This is a genomic window from Paraburkholderia sp. A1RI-2L (assembly GCF_048957375.1).
Classification (GTDB): domain Bacteria; phylum Pseudomonadota; class Gammaproteobacteria; order Burkholderiales; family Burkholderiaceae; genus Paraburkholderia.
Window position 1 is genome coordinate 598,399 of the sequence record NZ_JARBTA010000002.1, and the last position, 15,957, is coordinate 614,355.

The following is a 15,957-nucleotide window of genomic DNA, read 5'->3' on the forward strand; positions in this document are numbered from 1 at the left end:
AAATGCCCTTGCGGCGCCCGCGATCCGCGTTTACCCGCACGCGCTCGACTTCGGAGACCGGCTTGCTGGCACGCTCAATGCTTATGACGCATGCCGTGTCCGCGGTGTGCGTCGAGCCAGCGCGACACGCGCTCTTCGAGCACGCCCCGGCTATGGCGCGACACGGCCCAGATGGCGGCGCTCACCACCACCATCACGATCGGGCCTAGCAGATAAGCAACAACCGTTTCCCTCATGGCCATCTCCTGTCGTTGGGACTTGGTGCTTTAGCGCTTGGTCCCACCCATGCAACGCCCGCCATGCTATCAACCAAATTGTGAGATATGAATTCTAGGCGAAACGCGGGGACATCGATAAGCGCCTTGCGCGAACGTCGCAAACATTTTTTTGCGCGGATTGCTTACGACACGGGACCATTACCTCACCGGTAATCGACCGGGCGCGTCTTTTCGCTAGAATCGGCCGCATGAACCCGCTCGCGAACGCCTTCGTGGCCTCCTCCCCCTTCCAGCCGGCCATCGGCACGGCGCGCCGCAGCGTGGGCGAGCTGTTGCGCGAATGGCGATTGCGCCGCCGCATGAGCCAGATGCTGCTCGCGAACGAAGCGGACATTTCCACGCGGCACCTGAGTTTCGTGGAGTCGGGCCGCTCGCTGCCCAGCCGCGAGATGGTCATGCATCTGGCCGAACGCCTCGACGTGCCGCTGCGCGAACGCAACGCGCTGCTGGTTGCGGCGGGTTATGCGCCGCTCTACCGGGAGCGCGCGCTCGACGACCCGCAGCTCACGGCGGCGCGCGAAGCCGTCGAGCTGGTGCTGCGCGGCCACGAGCCCTACCCCGCGCTCGCGGTCGACCGGCACTGGAATATCGTGGCGGCCAATGCCTCGCTCGCGCCGCTCGTCGGCGACGCTTCAGCCGCGCTGCTGGCCGCGCCCGTAAATGCGCTGCGTCTTTCACTGCATCCCGAGGGCGTGGCGCCGCGCATCGTCAACTGGCATGCGTGGCGCGCGCATTTGCTCACGCGCTTGCAGCGGCAGATCGAAGCGAGCGCCGATCCCACCCTCGTCGCACTCCACGACGAACTGGCCGCCTATCCCGCGCCGCCGCAGGCAACTCCCGCCAGCGCCGAGCCGGTTCAGCACGCAATTGCCGTGCCGCTGCGCATACGAACCGCGCACGGCGAGCTATCGTTTTACAGCACGACCACCGTATTCGGCACGCCCGTCGACATTACGCTTTCCGAACTTGCGATTGAAGCGTTTTTCCCCGCCGATTCACAAACCGCACAAACGTTGCGCACGCAATCAGTTTTCGGCGCCATATAGATGGTGTGGTGCCTCGATTCAAAATTCGAGCCAAGCGCCAATTCAGATTTCCGACGTATTCATCAAGATCATGAACACCGTTGCTTAATCGATTCGATGCGGATTTTGGAATTTTGTGCGACTCATCGCGTTCGACGGCTTCGATTCGTTGTGTGCGCCCCCTCGACCGCCCCCCGTGGGCTTCCCCGATCCCCTAGCAATCCCGGAAATTCCTCGAATAATCATTGCCACGCTATTCCCATAAAAATATAACGAAAACGATTCCAAACATTTAAACCCGATCATTCAAAAAACGGCTGAATACCCGATCGTGCACAATGACCGCGAGGGACCAGCATTCATTCAAATTGCATTGCATGCACGGCGCGTAAAAATCCGCATCGGCAATGGAATTTATTTCTTGCATTCTCTTTACTTCTTTCCGATCTTCCCCTTAAATCACACCTGTCCCTGCCACAGTAGCTGGAGATGCCATGAGTCATTTTCTTGATCGTCTGCGTTACTTCACTACTGCCAGGCCGCAATTCGCGGACGGCCACGGCGCCGTGACCGACGAAGACCGCAAATGGGAAGACGCTTATCGCACGCGCTGGGCCCATGACAAGATCGTGCGCTCCACGCATGGCGTCAATTGCACCGGCTCGTGCTCATGGAAGATCTATGTGAAGGGCGGCATTGTCGCGTGGGAAACGCAGCAGACCGACTATCCGCGCACGCGCCCCGACATGCCCAACCACGAGCCGCGCGGCTGCTCGCGCGGCGCCTCGTACTCCTGGTACCTCTATAGCGCGAACCGCCTGAAATATCCGCTCGTGCGCAGCGCGCTCGTGAAGCTGTGGCGCGAGAAGCGCCGCACGCTCTCGCCCGTGCAAGCGTGGGCCGCCATCGTCGACGACGACGAGGCGCGCCAGAGCTACCAGTCGCGGCGCGGCCTCGGCGGCTTCGTGCGCGCCGACTGGAGCGAGGTGACCGAGCTCGTCGCCGCGGCCAACGTCCATACGGTCAAGCGCCATGGTCCTGACCGCGTGGTTGGTTTCTCGCCCATTCCCGCCATGTCGATGGTCTCGTATGCGGCCGGCTCGCGCTATCTCTCGCTGATCGGCGGCGTATGCCTCTCGTTCTACGACTGGTATTGCGACCTGCCGCCGGCCTCGCCGCAAACGTGGGGCGAGCAGACCGACGTGCCGGAATCGGCCGACTGGTACAACTCCTCGTTCATCATGCTGTGGGGGTCGAACGTGCCGCAAACGCGCACGCCCGACGCGCATTTCATGGTGGAGGCGCGCTATCGCGGCGCGAAGATCGTGTCGATCTTCCCCGATTACGCCGAAGGCGCGAAGTTCGGCGACATCTGGCTGCATCCCAAGCAAGGCACCGACGCCGCACTCGCGCTCGCGATGGGCCACGTGATCCTGAAGGAATATCATCTCGCCGGCAAAAGCGCATATTTCGCCGATTATTGCCGCCGCTTCACGGACATGTCGTGCCTCGTCACGCTCACGGAGCGCGACGGCCAGTACGTGCCCGATCGCTACCTGCGCGCCTCCGACTTCGCCGATTCTCTTGGCCAGACCAACAATCCGGACTGGAAGACCGTCGTGATCGATTCCGCGAACGGCGCGTTCGCGGCGCCGCTCGGCTCGGCAGGCTTCCGCTGGGGCCAGCAGGAAGGCGGCGACCTCGGCAAGTGGAACCTGCGCGAGGAAAACGCCCAGGGCGCATCGCTCGTGCCGGCGCTCTCGCTGGTCAAAGGCCACGATCAAGTGGTGGACGTGGCGTTCCCATACTTCGGCAACCTCGCCCACGCGCACTATTCGCATACCGATCATCAGTCGGTGCTGAGCCGCCGCATTGGCGTGCGCCGCGTGGCGACGCGCGACGGCGAGAAGCTCGTGGCCACCGTCTACGATCTCCTCATCGCGAACTACGGCCTCGATCAGGGCCTCGGCGGCAAGGACGTCGCGCAAAGCTATGACGACGACGTGCCGTACACGCCCGCATGGCAGGAAGCAATCACCGGCGTGAAGCGCGCCGACGTGATCAACGTCGCTCGCCAGTTCGCGGAAAACGCGGACAAGACCCAGGGCAAGTCGATGGTGATCATCGGCGCGGGCATCAATCACTGGTATCACATGGACATGGCGTACCGCGCCATCATCAACATGCTGGTGATGTGCGGCTGCGTGGGCCAGTCAGGCGGCGGCTGGTCGCATTATGTCGGCCAGGAGAAGCTGCGCCCGCAAACGGGCTGGACCGCGCTGGCATTCGCGCTCGACTGGAGCCGCCCGCCGCGCCACATGAACGCCACCTCGTTCTTCTACGCGCACACCGACCAGTGGCGCTACGATCCGATGAACCCCACCGACCTGCTCTCGCCGCTCGCGGACAAGTCGGCGTATCACGGCACGCCCATCGACTACAACGTACGCGCCGAGCGCATGGGCTGGCTGCCCTCGGCGCCGCAGCTCGGGTGCAATCCGCTCGAACTCGGGCGCACGCTCGGCGACGCCACGCAGGCAGGCGCGGCAGTGGCGGGCAAGCTCAAGGACGGCAGCCTCAAGCTCGCCTGCGAGGACCCCGACAACCCCGCCTCGTTCCCGCGCAACCTGTTCGTATGGCGCTCCAATCTGCTCGGCTCCTCGGGCAAGGGGCACGAGTACTTCCTCAAGCATTTGCTCGGCACCACTAACGGCGTGCAGGGCGAGGAAGTCGCGAAGAACGGCGCGGCGCGTCCCGAAGAAGTCGTCTGGCACGATGAAGCGCCGCACGGCAAGCTCGACCTGCTCTGCACGCTGGACTTCCGCATGTCCACCACCTGCATGTACTCGGACGTCGTGCTGCCCACGGCCACCTGGTACGAGAAGGACGACATGAATACGTCCGACATGCATCCGTTCATTCACCCGCTCTCCGCAGCCGTCGATCCGGCCTGGCAAGCGAAGAGCGATTGGGAAATCTTCAAGGGCATCGCGAAGCGCTTTTCGGAATTGAGCGTGGGCCACCTCGGCAAGGAGCGCGACGTGGTGCTCTCGCCCATTGCGCACGATGCGCCGGGCGAGCTCGCGCAGCCGTTCGGCGTGGCCGACTGGAAACGTGGCCAGTGCGAGCCGGTGCCGGGCAAGACCATGCCTGGGGTGACCGTGATCGAGCGCAATTACCCCGAGACGTATCACCGCTTCACCTCGCTCGGGCCGCTGATGGACAAGCTCGGCAATGGCGGCAAGGGCATCAGCTGGAACACCGAGGACGAAGTAAACGAGCTCGGCGCCCTCAACTATCGCTATCCGAACGAGCCGAAGTCCGGCGACGCCGCAGGCCGCCCGCGCATCGAAACCGCGCTCGACGCAGCCGAAACGATTCTCTCGCTTGCCCCCGAAACCAATGGCGAAGTGGCGGTCAAAGCGTGGGAAGCGCTCGGCAAGATCACCGGCGTGCGGCACGAACATCTGGCCGAGGCGCGCGCCGACGAGAAAATCCGCTTCCGCGATATCCAGTCCCAGCCGCGCAAGATCATTTCGTCGCCCACGTGGAGCGGCATCGAATCGGAACACGTGTCGTATAACGCGGGCTACACCAACGTGCACGAGCTGATCCCGTGGCGCACGCTGAGCGGCAGACAGCAGCTTTATCAGGATCACGAATGGATGCGCGCATTCGGTGAAGCCCTGTGCGTGTACAAGCCGCCCATCGACACGGGCAGCTACGCGCACATGGAAGGCACGCGCTCGAACGGCAATCCCGAGATCGCGCTGAACTTCATCACGCCGCACCAGAAGTGGGGCATTCACAGCACCTACACCGACAATCTGCTCATGCTCACGCTCTCGCGCGGCGGGCCGATCGTGTGGATCTCCGAGAAGGACGCCGCGCAGATCGGCGTGGTCGACAACGACTGGATCGAGTGCTTCAACTCGAACGGCGCGCTATGCGCGCGTGCCGTGGTAAGCCAGCGCATTCCGCGCGGCATGGTGATGATGTACCACGCGCAGGAAAAGATCGTGAACACGCCGGGCTCGGAAATCACCGGCACGCGCGGCGGCATTCACAACTCGGTCACGCGCATTTCGGTCAAGCCCACGCACATGATCGGCGGCTATGCGCAACTGGCTTACGGCTTCAATTACTACGGCACGGTCGGCTCGAACCGCGATGAGTTCCTGCTCGTGCGCAAGATGAAGAAGATCGACTGGCTCGACAGCGAAGAAACGCCCGTAGGCAACCTGCCGTCCCCCGTCAATGCGCCAGTCAATGCGGCCGCCCGCGAAGGAGAAACGTCATGAAGGTGCGCGCACAGATTGCGATGGTGCTAAACCTCGACAAGTGTATCGGCTGCCACACGTGCTCGGTCACCTGCAAGAACGTCTGGACAAGCCGCGAGGGCATGGAGTACGCGTGGTTCAACAACGTCGAAACCAAGCCCGGCATCGGCTATCCGAAGGAGTGGGAGAACCAGGAGAAGTGGCGCGGCGGCTGGGTGCGCAAGGCCGACGGCAAGATCGAGCCGCGCCAGGGCAACAAGTGGCGGCTGCTCGCGAAGATCTTCGCCAACCCGCATCTGCCCGAGATCGACGACTACTACGAGCCGTTCACCTTCGATTACGCGCATCTGCAGGAAGCCGGCAACACCAGGGCGATGCCGGTCGCGCGGCCGCGCTCGCTCGTGAGCGGCGAGCGCATGGAAAAAATCGAATGGGGGCCGAACTGGGAAGAGATTCTGGGCGGCGAGTTCGAGAAGCGCGCGAAAGACTATAACTTCGAGAACGTGCAGAAGGACATCTACGGACAGTTCGAAAACACCTTCATGATGTATCTGCCGCGTCTGTGCGAGCATTGCCTCAATCCGGCGTGCGTGGCCTCCTGCCCCTCCGGCTCGATCTACAAGCGCGAGGAAGACGGCATCGTGCTGATCGACCAGGACAAGTGCCGCGGCTGGCGCATGTGCGTGTCCGGCTGCCCCTACAAGAAGATCTACTACAACTGGAAAAGCGGCAAGGCCGAGAAGTGCATCTTCTGCTATCCGCGCATCGAGGCGGGACAGCCAACGGTGTGCTCGGAAACCTGCGTGGGGCGCATCCGCTACCTTGGCGTGCTGCTCTACGACGCCGACCGCATCGAGCAAGCCGCGAGCGTGGCCGACGAGAAGGACCTCTATCAGGCGCAGCTCGACGTGTTCCTCGATCCGTTCGATCCGGCCGTGATCGAGCAGGCCGCGCGCGACGGCGTTCCGCAGGCGTGGATCGACGGCGCGCAGCGCTCGCCGGTCTACAAGATGGCGATCGACTGGAAGATCGCGTTCCCGCTGCACCCCGAGTACCGCACGCTGCCGATGGTCTGGTACGTGCCGCCGCTCTCGCCGATCAACTCCGCTGCGAACAGCGGCGACCTCGGCATGAACGGCTACCTGCCCGACGTGGAGTCGCTGCGCATTCCGCTGCGCTATCTGGCGAATCTGCTGACCGCCGGCGACGAGCAACCCGTAAAGGTGGCGCTCGAGCGCATGCTCGCGATGCGTGCGTTCATGCGCGCGCGTCACGTGGACCGCGTCGATGCCACCCAGGTGCTCGATCAAGCGGGGCTTTCGCTGCATCAGGTCGAGGAGATGTACCGCTATCTCGCGATCGCGAATTACGAAGACCGCTTCGTGATTCCCACCACGCACCGCGAATATGCGGAAGACGCCTTCGATCTGCGCTCGGGTTGCGGCTTCACCTTCGGCAACGGCTGCTCGGACGGCCGCAGCGAGGCCAGCCTTTTTGCCCCCAAGATCGGCTCGCGCCGTATTCTGATTCAGGAGATCTGAATGTTTGCGCCACGCCCTCCTAATCGCCTCACGTTCCGGCTGCTTGCCGCGTGCCTCGAGTACCCGACCGAAGCGCTGATCAGCGCGCTCGACGAGGCGCGCGAACTCGTGCAAGGCGAACGCGCGCTGCGTGGCGAGACGCGCGAGCATCTGCTGCGCTTTCTCGACTATCTCGGCTCGCGCGACCTGCTCTCGCTCCAGGAGAACTACGTTGCGCTGTTCGACCGCGGCCGCGCCACCTCGCTGCATCTGTTCGAGCATGTGCACGGCGAGTCGCGCGAGCGCGGCCAGGCGATGATCGACCTGAAGCAGATGTACGAACGCCATGGGCTGCTGCTCGGCCCCGCGCAGCTGCCCGACTACCTGCCGGTATTCCTCGAATATCTGTCGATCCTCGAAGCCGGCGAGGCGCGCTCGCTGCTCTGCGAAACCCTCGCGATTCTGCAGGCGATCACTGCCGAGCTGAGCCGCCGCAACAGCCATTACGCGTATGTGACGGGTGCGGTGCTCGCGCTCGCGGGCAACACCGAAACGGCGCTGCCTGAGGAGGCGCACGACGACGACGCGAACGCGCCGCACGACGGCCAGGATCTCGATGCGCTCGATGCTGCCTGGAGCGAGGAGCCGGTGAAATTCATGGGCAATGCGCAGCCGGCGGTGGCGCCCGTGGAGTTCCATGCGCGCCGGCCGTCGCGCTGAAAGCCGCACCTGTACACCGCGCGGCCTGCCGCGCATTCAGCAAGGAGCAGTCATGGGCCAATATTTCCACCAGTTTCTGTTCGGCATCTATCCGTACATTTGTCTGGCGGTGCTGCTGTTCGGCTCGCTGGTACGGTTCGACCGCGAGCAATACACCTGGAAGAGCGACTCGTCGCAACTGCTGCGGCGCGGCGCGCTGCGCGTCGGCAGCAACCTCTTTCACTGGGGCATCCTGGTCGTGGTGATGGGTCACTTCGTGGGCTTTCTCGCGCCGCACTGGCTCGTGGCGCCGTTCATCTCGGCGTCCATGCACCAGCTGCTTGCGATGGTCGCCGGCGGCACCGCGGGCCTCTTCGCCATCATCGGACTCACGATGCTGATCGCGCGGCGCCTCGGCGATGCGCGCATCCGCCACAACAGCAGGACGTGGGACATCGTGATCGTGCTGATGCTGTGGGTGCAGCTCGCGCTGGGACTCGGCACCGTGGTGCTCTCGGCGGGCCACATGGACGGCGCGATGTTCGAGCAGCTCACCGACTACGTGAAGGGCGTCGTGACGTTCCGCGGCAACATCGCCGGTCTGCTCGACGGCGTGCCGCTCGTCTACCAGACGCACATCGCGCTCGGCTTCACGATCTTCCTCGTTTCGCCGTTCACGCGCATGGTGCATATCTGGAGCGGCATCGCTTCGGTGGCCTATCTGCTGCGTCCGTACCAGCTCGTGCGCAAGCGCTGAAACATCAAGGAGACAGGTCCATGAATGCCGATTCGCAAACCGTGGCGGACGCCGGACATGATGCGCCCGCTCGCGTGAACCATGTCGAAATCGATCTGAACGCGATCGCCGAGGAAAGCCGCCATCATGCCGACGACCCCGATCCGCAGCTCGCAGCGCGCCGCTCGCTGGTGGTGCGCGAACTGCTGCGCCAGCGCGCGGTGCAGCTCGAATTGATCGACGCCGCGAGCCCGCTCGACGACGACGTGCTCGAAGCGCTGCTCACGCGCGAGTTGCGCACGCCGGAGCCGACGCCCGAAGACTGCCGGCGCTTCTACGAACAACACCCCACGCGTTTCATCCGCAACGAGATCGTCTACGCGAGCCATATTCTCTTTGCCGTGACGGACCGCGTGCCGCTCGCGCTACTGCGCCAGAAAGCCGAGGAAGCGCTCAATGCGCTGCTGGCCGCGCCGGAGACCTTCGAGGCGCGCGCCCGCGAACTTTCGAACTGCCCCTCGGCGGGCGTGGGCGGCAGCCTCGGCCAGTTGATGCGCGGCGACACCGTACCCGAGTTCGAGAGCGCGCTGTTCGACCATGCCGACGAAGGCCTGCTGCCGCGTCTCGTGCGCACGCGCTTCGGGTTTCACCTCGTGCGCATCGAGCGCCGCGTGGCCGGCGAGCCGGTCGCGTTCGAGGACGCCGCCGACGGCATCGCGCGCTTTCTTGCGGAGCGGGTCCGCCACAAGGCCATTCAGCAATACGTATCGATTCTGGCTTCCGAGGCCACGCTCGAAAATGCCGCCGTCGATGCCGCCACGAGCCCGCTGGTCCAGTAAGCCAGGCAACCGAGGAAGACGTCATGAATCAGCGCAACATCCCGGCACTCAAGCCCGCGAATGCCGACGCCCCGCCTGTCACGGCCGACGCCCAAGCATGGTCTGTACTGTTCGTGAGCACCTTCGCGTTCCTCGTCTGCTTCGTGGTGTGGATGATGTTCGGGGTGATTGGCGTGGAGTTGCGCGAAGAGCTCAAGCTCAATAGCACCGAGTTCGGCCTGCTTACGGCCACGCCCGTGCTGACCGGCGCGGTGATGCGGCTGCCGCTCGGCACGTGGACCGACCGCTTCGGCGGGCGCATCGTCATGACGATCCTGCTGATGGTCTGCGCAGTGCCGGTGTATATCGTCAGCTACGCCAATCAGTTCTGGCAATTCCTCGCGATTGGCCTTTTTCTCGGCTGCGTGGGCGCTTCCTTCGCGGTGGGCACGCCCTATGTCGCGCGCTTCTTTCCGCCCAAACAGCGTGGCTTCGCGATGGGCTTTTTCGGCGCGGGCACCGTGGGCGCAGCGGTCAATCTGTTCGTCACGCCGGAACTCGAGAAGCTTTATGGCTGGCGCTTCGTGCCGCGCAGCTATGCGGTCGCGCTGCTGGTGACCGCCGTGATCTTCTGGCTCGGCTCCGCACGCGACCCCGGCGCGGGCAAGACGAACGGCTCGTGGCTCGACGCATTCAAAGTGCTCGGCGACTCCCGCGTCTGGCGCCTGTGCCAGTACCATTCGATCACGTTCGGCGGGTTCACGGCGCTTTCGCTGTGGATTCCTCAATATCTGAAAGCCGAGTACGGAATGTCGATCGTGATGGCGTCCGCGTTCGCGGCGGGCTTCTCGCTGCCCGGGTCGGTGTTGCGCGCGGTGGGCGGCGTACTCGCCGACAAGTTCGGCGCGCACAGCGTCACATGGTGGGGCTTGTGGGTCGCGTGGATCTGCCTCTTCATCCTCTCGTACCCGGCCACGGACTTCGTGATTCACACCATCGACGGCACCGAAACACTGCATATCAGCATGCCGCTCGCGGGCTTCGTCGCGCTCACGTTCGTGCTGGGGGGCGTGCTGGCGTTCGGAATGGCGTCGACTTTCAAGTATGTGGCCGACGACTTTCCCACCAATATGGGCGTGGTGACCGGCGTGGTGGGCCTCGCGGGCGGGCTGGGCGGCTTCCTGCTGCCGATCCTGTTCGGCGTCCTGCTCGACCTGCTGAAGATCCGCTCGAGCTGTTTCATGCTGCTCTACGGCGTGGTGTGGGTCTCGCTCATCCTGCTCTATATCACCGAGGTCAAGCGCACACCGATTCTCGGCGACAAAGCAGCCCGGCAAGCCGGCGTGCCCGCGCGCTCGTAGGCGCGCTCGCCTCACCCAGGCACTCAGGCAGCCGCCGCTTCGGCGGCCTCCGGCGCCGTCACCACCAGCACGCTGCACGACACCCGGTCGAGCAGCTTGCGGTCGTCCCGGCCTTCCCACCAGCGCCTGAGCGGACCTCTGCGGTGATGGGCCAGCACGATGAGGTCGGCGTTGAACGACTCACTCGCGCGCGCGATCTCGTCTATCGCGCGGCCGACGGCGAAATGCCCCGTTGCCTCCAGCCCGAGTGCCTTCAGGCGCGCCACCCCGTCTTCCAGAATGTCCTTCGCGGCCGCCTCCGCGGCTTCATAGGGCACCGCGGATGCAATGTCGGTGCCCCACTGCAGCGGCGACTGGTCGAGCACCGCGAGCAAATGCGTCTGCGCCCTGCATTCGAGCGCCAGATCCTTGCCCTCGCGCAGCGCGCGGCGCCCTTCCTGCGTGGCGTCGTAACACAGCAGAATGCGGTTGAACGCGCCCATTTCACTTCTCCCTGTCTCCCTGCTGCTCTGACGAGCTTGCCTGTTACACTATTTATATCACGTCATGATACAAGTTGACAGAAAAGCTCACTTACCCCGCAATTGCCCTGGTTGTGTAACCAAACCGTGTTACAACGTCCGTCGCCGGAGTCCCGTCCGTCACATTTAGACATGACTCGTTACACAGGGTCGATACACCTGTTACAAGTTTATTGTCAGATGGATGGGGTTTGTAACGGGAATTTATTTCCGATTCAACCCAATTCTTTCAGCTCTATTACTTCAAAAAGCACGCCAAGGTGTTTTTCGCAATCCATTTCGCATACGCGCAAGCCGTCCGAAAAAGTCCTTTTATTACGGCACCTTACGTGAAACTCCTTATCCAATAAGGGGAAACGCGATGCCAATCGGAGCCACTCCCCGGCAAACAGAAAAAATTACCGAATTCATTTGTAACAGAGCGATTATTTTTGGTCACAGGGATTGATTTCTGAGATCTCCCCTCATACAATTCGCTCCAACATGTTACGAGTTGTAACGTGTTGTATCAAAAGGTCAGACGCGCCACTCATGAGCGGGCCGACCAAGAGCCATAAAAGTTACAACGGCGCACAACGCCGGGGGGTTAATCGGGGCTTCGGAAAAGAGAAAATGGACCGCAGCAGCGAGACGCTGGATTCAATCCGCGAAATTAACTTGTCGTACCTGATGCTCGCGCAGCGCATGCTGCGCGAGGACAAGCCAGTCGGAATGTTCCGACTGGGCCTGTCGTCGGAACTGGCCGATCTGCTTTCCGGTCTGTCGCTCGCGCAGATCGTGAAGCTGGCCGCTTCCGACCAGCTCCTTTGTTTGTTCCGCTTCGACGATCACGCCATGCTGTCCGCGCTCACGCAGACAACCCGGCATGCCGACGTGGCGGCCACGCACACGGCCATCCTGCTTGCAGGACAGCCCGCTGTGCAGTTCGCCTGAGGAACGGGTCATGTCGACGAACCGGCGCAGCCTCACCGAAGACGCGCAAGAAGTCTTTCGTGCCATTGCGCTGATCGAACTGGGCGCGCGCATGCAGGTGCTGGAGAGCGAGCTCTCGCTTTCGCGCGACCGCATGATCCGCCTGTATCGCGAGATCCGCGGCGTGTCGCCGCCCAAGGGCATGCTGCCGTTTTCGGCAGACTGGTACATGACGTGGCTGGCGAATATTCATGCATCGCTGTTCTACAACACGTACCTGTTTTTGAAGAATGAAGCGCGTTGCTCGCATCTCGACGCGCTCACCAAGGGGTTCCGGCTTTATCTGGAACACTGCAGCCACAGCGGGACCGAGCCGGTGCTCGATCTCACGCGCGCATGGACCCTGGTGCGTTTTTTTGATGCCGATATTCTGCAGATGACGCCTTGCTGCCGCTGTAGCGGCAGGTTCGTCGCGCACCGTCACGACTTGCAGCACAACGTCGTGTGCGGCGCATGCCAGCCGCCTTCGCGCGCGGGCAAGACGAAAAAGGCCGCTGCAGCGCGACGGGGCGCCGAGCAGACCGACCGCGACCTTCCGGAGCAGTTACCGGATGGCATTGCCGAGGCTGCATAAGCGTAGGAGACCAAAGATCCGGCGGGCGGAGCACGCTCAAAAACCGGACGCATCAAATCAGACGCGAAACCGTCCGGCGCTCGGAACGAGAGCCGGACGGCGAAGCGCCTTTCCCTTCTTCAGCTTCCCCTCAGCGTCCCCCAGACGAGCCAGGAATTTGCCGCCGTGATCACGGCGAAAAGCAGCCACGCAATCACGCGCGTGTGCAGCCGGTTCGCAAAATCCCCCATCAGCGCGCGATCGTTCGTCATGCGGATGAGCGGCCAAAGCGCGAACGGCAATTGCAGGCTCAACACCACTTGGCTTGCGACCAGCAGCTTGCCCACCGCGCCATTGCCAAGCAGCCACACTCCCACGAAAGCAGGAATCAGCGCAAGCACGCGCGTGATGAGACGCCGCTGATAGCAGGGGATCTTCATCTGCAGGAAACCTTCCATTACGACCTGCCCCGCCACCGTGCCGGTGAAGGTCGAGCTCTGCCCGGAGGCCAGCAGCGTCACGGCGAACAGCGCGGACGCAACGCCGCTGCCCACCACGGGTGCGAGCAGCTTGTAGGCATCTTCGATCTCGGTGACCTGGTTGTGGCCGGTCGCATGAAAGGCCGCCGCCGCGAGAATCAGAATCGCCGCGTTGATCAGCAGCGCGAGCATGAGCGAGCCGATGGTGTCGAGCCGCGACAGCCCGATAGCCTGCGCGAGGCTCGCGTGATCGCGCTTCACGGCGCGCGTCTGCACGATCGACGAATGCAGGTAGAGGTTGTGCGGCATGACGGTCGCGCCGAGAATGCCGATGGCGAGATACAGCGGCTCCTGCGACGAGACCGCTTGCCACGAGGGCAGCGCGCCCGCGAACACGGCGGGCCAATGCGGCTTCACGAGCGTCAGCTCGATCACATAGCCCAAGCCGATGGTGGCGATGAGGCCAGCCATGATTGCTTCGAGCGTGCGGAAATTCTTGCCCTTGAGGCCGAGCACGATCACGGTGTCGAACGCGGTGAGCACCACGCCCCATAGCAGCGAGCAGCCCAGCAGCAGATGAAACGCGAGCGCGCCGCCCAGCACCTCGGCCAGGTCGCACGCGATGATCGAGACTTCGGCCAGCGCCCACTGCCCGAGCGCAACCGGCCTGGCGTAGCGCGTGCGCGAAAGCTCAGCCAGATCGCGCCCGGTGACGATGCCAAGGCGCATCGCGAGGCATTGCAGCGCCATGGCGGCTATGCTCGACAGCATCACAACGAACAGCAGTTGGTAACCGTAGCGCGAACCGGCCTCGATATCGGTGGCCCAGTTGCCGGGGTCCATATAGCCGATCGACACTAGCAAGCCGGGTCCGGCGAACTGCCAGAACTTCTTCCAGAACGGCGCGCGCGGCGAGACCTCCACGCTGCCCTGCACTTCGGACGGGCAAAACGGCGCCGTCGCCGTGGTCGGTAGTTTGAACTCCAACGGAACGTTCCTCGGGAAGCGGGCTGTCACGCGCCCGGTTTCTCGAGTGTACCGTTTCGGTTCAGGTCGTTCCCGCGCGTGCGCGCCAGCCGCCTTGCGGCTCGCGCGCATGTCGCCACGGCAGCGGTCAGCGTGAAGCGAGCGGCGCGGCAGTCGCCGAACTTGCGACGGGCGCACCGGCAGCAGGCGCTGAATCAGGCTTCGCATCGCCCCACCCGCCGCCCAGCGCGCGGATCAGATTGACAGTTGCCACCGCCTGCGAGCCTTGCAAATGGCTCGCCTGCAACTGCGAGACCAGCACCGAGCGTTCGCTGTCGATCACATTCAGATAGCTCACCTCGCCTTCCTCATACTGCGTGCGCGAGAGATGCGCGGCGCGTTGCGAGGCGTTCACCGCATCGTCCTGCGCGCCGATCTGGTCGCCGAGCAGGCGCAGGTCGGAGAGATTGTCCTCGACCTCGCGGAACGCCACGAGCACCTGCTGGCGATACTGCGCGACATCCTCGTCGTACTTCGCGCGCGACTGCGCGAGATCGGCCCGGCGCCTGCCACCGTCGAACAGCGGCAGCGTGAGCGCCGTGCCCGCGAGCGGCCCGAGCAGGAACGCGCGGCTCGACCACATGAACAGATCGCCGAGCGTCGCGGATTCATAACCGAACGCCCCCGTGATATCGAGCTTCGGGAAGAACGCCGCCTTCGCAAGGCCCACGCGCGCGTTCGCGGCCGCCATCGCCCGCTCGGCGGCGGCGATGTCGGGACGGCGTTCGAGCAAAGTCGAAGGCAGGCCGGCTGGCACCTGCACGACCACCGGCGCAAGCGGCGTCGCGGGGAACGTGAAGTCGGCCGGCGCCTTGCCCAGCAAGATCGCGAGACTATGCTCCGAAGCCGCGCGCTGGCGCGCCACGCCCACGGCGTCGGCGCGCGCGCTCGCGAGTTCGTTGCGCGCCTGCGAAACGTCGAGCTCGCTGATGTCGCCTTCCTTGAAACGGCGCTCGACGAGCTTGAGCGCGTCCTCGCGCAACGCGACCGTGCGCCGGTAGAGATCGGCGTCGGAGTCGAACTGGCGCAACTGGAAGTAGTTCTGCGCGACATCGGCCTGCAACGCGAGCTGCACCGAACGGAACAGCGCCTCGCTCTGCTGCGCATCGGCCTGGGTCGCGTGCACATTCGAGCTCACGCGGCCGAACAGATCGACTTCGTAGCTCGCCGTCGCCTGTGCCCGCCACAGCGTCTGCGCAGGCACATTGGCGTTCTGCGGCAGATATAGCGAGGCCGGCGAGGCGCGCTCGCGAGTCGGCCCGAAGCCTGCGTCGATGGACGGGAACCACGAGGCGCGCGCCGCCTGCGTCACCGCGCGCGCTTGCTGCACGCGCGCGGCTGCAGCCTTGAGGTCCTGGTTCGCGGCTTGCGCCTGCTCCTCGAGCTGATCGAGCGTGGGGTCGCCGAACGCCTTCCACCACTCGCCGCGATGCGCATCGTCGGCGGGTTGCGCGGGCGTCCAAGTGCCTACGTCGTGCGGACCGGCGGGCTGATCCTGCGTTTGCAGCGGCGCTTCCTTGTACGCGTTCGGCACACCTGCATCGGGCACCTTGTAGGTGGGCTCGACCGAGCACGCGGCCAGCCACGCGAAAAGCGCCACGCCCGCGGCGAGCCGCGTCACGCGCCAGAATCGGCTTATATCTTCCATGCCGCGATGTTGCGCGGGCGAGGCTGAATAGTTAGTCATCT

The 15,957-nt window shown here is 64.0% G+C and carries 13 protein-coding genes; 9 read left to right on the forward strand and 4 right to left on the reverse strand.

All coding sequences use genetic code 11. The features are described from left to right. Positions 1–74: 74 nt before the first annotated feature. Positions 75–236, reverse strand: coding sequence for a hypothetical protein (locus PWP93_RS17605; RefSeq protein WP_421026110.1), 162 nt, complete (start codon positions 234–236; stop codon positions 75–77). A 230-nt stretch (positions 237–466) separates the two neighbouring features. Here PWP93_RS17605 and PWP93_RS17610 point away from each other — a divergent pair, with 230 nt between their 5' ends. The 7 genes from PWP93_RS17610 (at position 467) to PWP93_RS17640 (ending at position 10,717) form a co-directional block, all read left to right on the forward strand. Continuing rightward, entirely contained in the window at positions 467–1,324 is an 858-nt protein-coding gene (locus PWP93_RS17610; RefSeq protein WP_421045317.1) for a helix-turn-helix domain-containing protein, read from the forward strand. A 473-nt stretch (positions 1,325–1,797) separates the two neighbouring features. After that, entirely contained in the window at positions 1,798–5,604 is a 3,807-nt protein-coding gene (locus tag PWP93_RS17615) for a nitrate reductase subunit alpha (protein WP_421045318.1), read from the forward strand. Then, positions 5,601–7,124, forward strand: coding sequence for a nitrate reductase subunit beta (gene narH / locus PWP93_RS17620; RefSeq protein ID WP_421045319.1), 1,524 nt, complete (start codon positions 5,601–5,603; stop codon positions 7,122–7,124). The genes PWP93_RS17615 and narH overlap by 4 nt, the downstream gene beginning before the upstream one ends. Next, complete coding sequence (gene narJ, locus PWP93_RS17625) at positions 7,125–7,823, forward strand: nitrate reductase molybdenum cofactor assembly chaperone (protein ID WP_421045320.1); 699 nt, start codon at positions 7,125–7,127, stop codon at positions 7,821–7,823. Positions 7,824–7,875: 52 nt separating this feature from the next. Continuing rightward, positions 7,876–8,559 carry a respiratory nitrate reductase subunit gamma gene (gene narI, locus PWP93_RS17630; protein WP_421045321.1) on the forward strand — a complete coding sequence of 228 codons (684 nt, stop codon included), beginning with the start codon at positions 7,876–7,878 and terminating at the stop codon, positions 8,557–8,559. A gap of 20 nt (positions 8,560–8,579) precedes the next feature. After that, positions 8,580–9,377, forward strand: coding sequence for a peptidylprolyl isomerase (locus PWP93_RS17635; protein WP_421045322.1), 798 nt, complete (start codon positions 8,580–8,582; stop codon positions 9,375–9,377). A 23-nt stretch (positions 9,378–9,400) separates the two neighbouring features. Then, positions 9,401–10,717 carry an MFS transporter gene (locus tag PWP93_RS17640; protein ID WP_421045323.1) on the forward strand — a complete coding sequence of 439 codons (1,317 nt, stop codon included), beginning with the start codon at positions 9,401–9,403 and terminating at the stop codon, positions 10,715–10,717. A gap of 23 nt (positions 10,718–10,740) precedes the next feature. On the opposite strand, the gene PWP93_RS17645 is transcribed toward PWP93_RS17640, so the two are convergent. Further along, positions 10,741–11,199 carry a universal stress protein gene (locus PWP93_RS17645; RefSeq protein WP_421026118.1) on the reverse strand — a complete coding sequence of 153 codons (459 nt, stop codon included), beginning with the start codon at positions 11,197–11,199 and terminating at the stop codon, positions 10,741–10,743. Between the two features lie 651 nt (positions 11,200–11,850). Here PWP93_RS17645 and flhD point away from each other — a divergent pair. Then, entirely contained in the window at positions 11,851–12,171 is a 321-nt protein-coding gene (gene flhD, locus PWP93_RS17650; RefSeq protein WP_175195331.1) for a flagellar transcriptional regulator FlhD, read from the forward strand. Between the two features lie 10 nt (positions 12,172–12,181). Then, positions 12,182–12,784, forward strand: coding sequence for a flagellar transcriptional regulator FlhC (flhC, locus tag PWP93_RS17655; protein WP_421026119.1), 603 nt, complete (start codon positions 12,182–12,184; stop codon positions 12,782–12,784). 119 nt (positions 12,785–12,903) lie between these two features. On the opposite strand, the gene PWP93_RS17660 is transcribed toward flhC, so the two are convergent. Both PWP93_RS17660 and PWP93_RS17665 read right to left on the reverse strand, forming a co-directional pair. After that, positions 12,904–14,229 carry an Nramp family divalent metal transporter gene (locus PWP93_RS17660; RefSeq protein ID WP_421045324.1) on the reverse strand — a complete coding sequence of 442 codons (1,326 nt, stop codon included), beginning with the start codon at positions 14,227–14,229 and terminating at the stop codon, positions 12,904–12,906. Between the two features lie 127 nt (positions 14,230–14,356). Next, positions 14,357–15,916, reverse strand: coding sequence for an efflux transporter outer membrane subunit (locus PWP93_RS17665; protein WP_421046107.1), 1,560 nt, complete (start codon positions 15,914–15,916; stop codon positions 14,357–14,359). Between the last annotated feature and the right edge of the window lie 41 nt (positions 15,917–15,957).

Coding starts and splice junctions, on each gene's coding strand:
- PWP93_RS17605 (WP_421026110.1), bottom strand. CDS start 236: ATGAGGGAAACGGTTGTTGCTTATCTGCTAGGCCCGATCGTGATGGTG.
- PWP93_RS17610 (WP_421045317.1), top strand. CDS start 467: ATGAACCCGCTCGCGAACGCCTTCGTGGCCTCCTCCCCCTTCCAGCCG.
- PWP93_RS17615 (WP_421045318.1), top strand. CDS start 1,798: ATGAGTCATTTTCTTGATCGTCTGCGTTACTTCACTACTGCCAGGCCG.
- narH (WP_421045319.1), top strand. CDS start 5,601: ATGAAGGTGCGCGCACAGATTGCGATGGTGCTAAACCTCGACAAGTGT.
- narJ (WP_421045320.1), top strand. CDS start 7,125: ATGTTTGCGCCACGCCCTCCTAATCGCCTCACGTTCCGGCTGCTTGCC.
- narI (WP_421045321.1), top strand. CDS start 7,876: ATGGGCCAATATTTCCACCAGTTTCTGTTCGGCATCTATCCGTACATT.
- PWP93_RS17635 (WP_421045322.1), top strand. CDS start 8,580: ATGAATGCCGATTCGCAAACCGTGGCGGACGCCGGACATGATGCGCCC.
- PWP93_RS17640 (WP_421045323.1), top strand. CDS start 9,401: ATGAATCAGCGCAACATCCCGGCACTCAAGCCCGCGAATGCCGACGCC.
- PWP93_RS17645 (WP_421026118.1), bottom strand. CDS start 11,199: ATGGGCGCGTTCAACCGCATTCTGCTGTGTTACGACGCCACGCAGGAA.
- flhD (WP_175195331.1), top strand. CDS start 11,851: ATGGACCGCAGCAGCGAGACGCTGGATTCAATCCGCGAAATTAACTTG.
- flhC (WP_421026119.1), top strand. CDS start 12,182: ATGTCGACGAACCGGCGCAGCCTCACCGAAGACGCGCAAGAAGTCTTT.
- PWP93_RS17665 (WP_421046107.1), bottom strand. CDS start 15,916: ATGGAAGATATAAGCCGATTCTGGCGCGTGACGCGGCTCGCCGCGGGC.